We start from the raw sequence: 572 nt of genomic DNA, 5'->3' as shown, positions 1-572 counted from the left end.
GGCCAATGCACCACCAGGGCCCACCAGCAGGGACACCATCTGCTTGCCATCCAACTTGTAAGTGATCGGTGGCGCGGAGATACCGAGGCCGACGTCATAGGACCAGAGTTCTTCACCGGTGCGTGCGTCATAAGCTTTGAACAGGCCATCGGGCTCGCCCTGGAAAACCAGGTTGCCGGCCGTGGTCAAGGTACCGCCGCCCCAAGGACTCTTCTGGTTTACCTGCCACACGCGCTTGTTCTTGACCGGGTCCCAGGCCTGCAACGAGCCCCGTGACTCGTGCGGGTCCTTGGTCAATTCCCAACCGGTCAGCCCCAGATAGAGTTTGTGGCTCGCCATCTTATGGCCAGGCTTCGTATTTTTACCGTCGTCCTTGAAGGTGTTGCCTAGATGGTTGGTAGGGATAAAGGCAAGATTCAGCTCGGGGTTATAGGACATCGCGTGCCATGAGTGCGCACCGAATGCCGATGGGTAGATATTCTTCTCGCCGTCGGGATACCTGGCGTCGTCGGCAACGATATGGCGCTGCTCTTTCAGGTCGTACCTGGTTGACCAGTTGGCATCGGCGAATT

At 58.0% G+C, this 572-nt stretch carries 1 protein-coding gene; it reads right to left on the bottom strand.

Translation table 11 applies throughout. The features are described 5' to 3' along the window. Nucleotides 1-572 (bottom strand): outer membrane protein assembly factor BamB family protein (locus tag N879_RS15685; protein WP_031232963.1); only part of this gene is annotated, 572 nt, incomplete at both ends.

This window comes from Alcaligenes sp. EGD-AK7 (genome assembly GCF_000465875.3).
Taxonomy (GTDB): domain Bacteria; phylum Pseudomonadota; class Gammaproteobacteria; order Burkholderiales; family Burkholderiaceae_B; genus Alcaligenes; species Alcaligenes phenolicus.
This window is presented reverse-complemented; position numbering and strand designations above follow the sequence as displayed.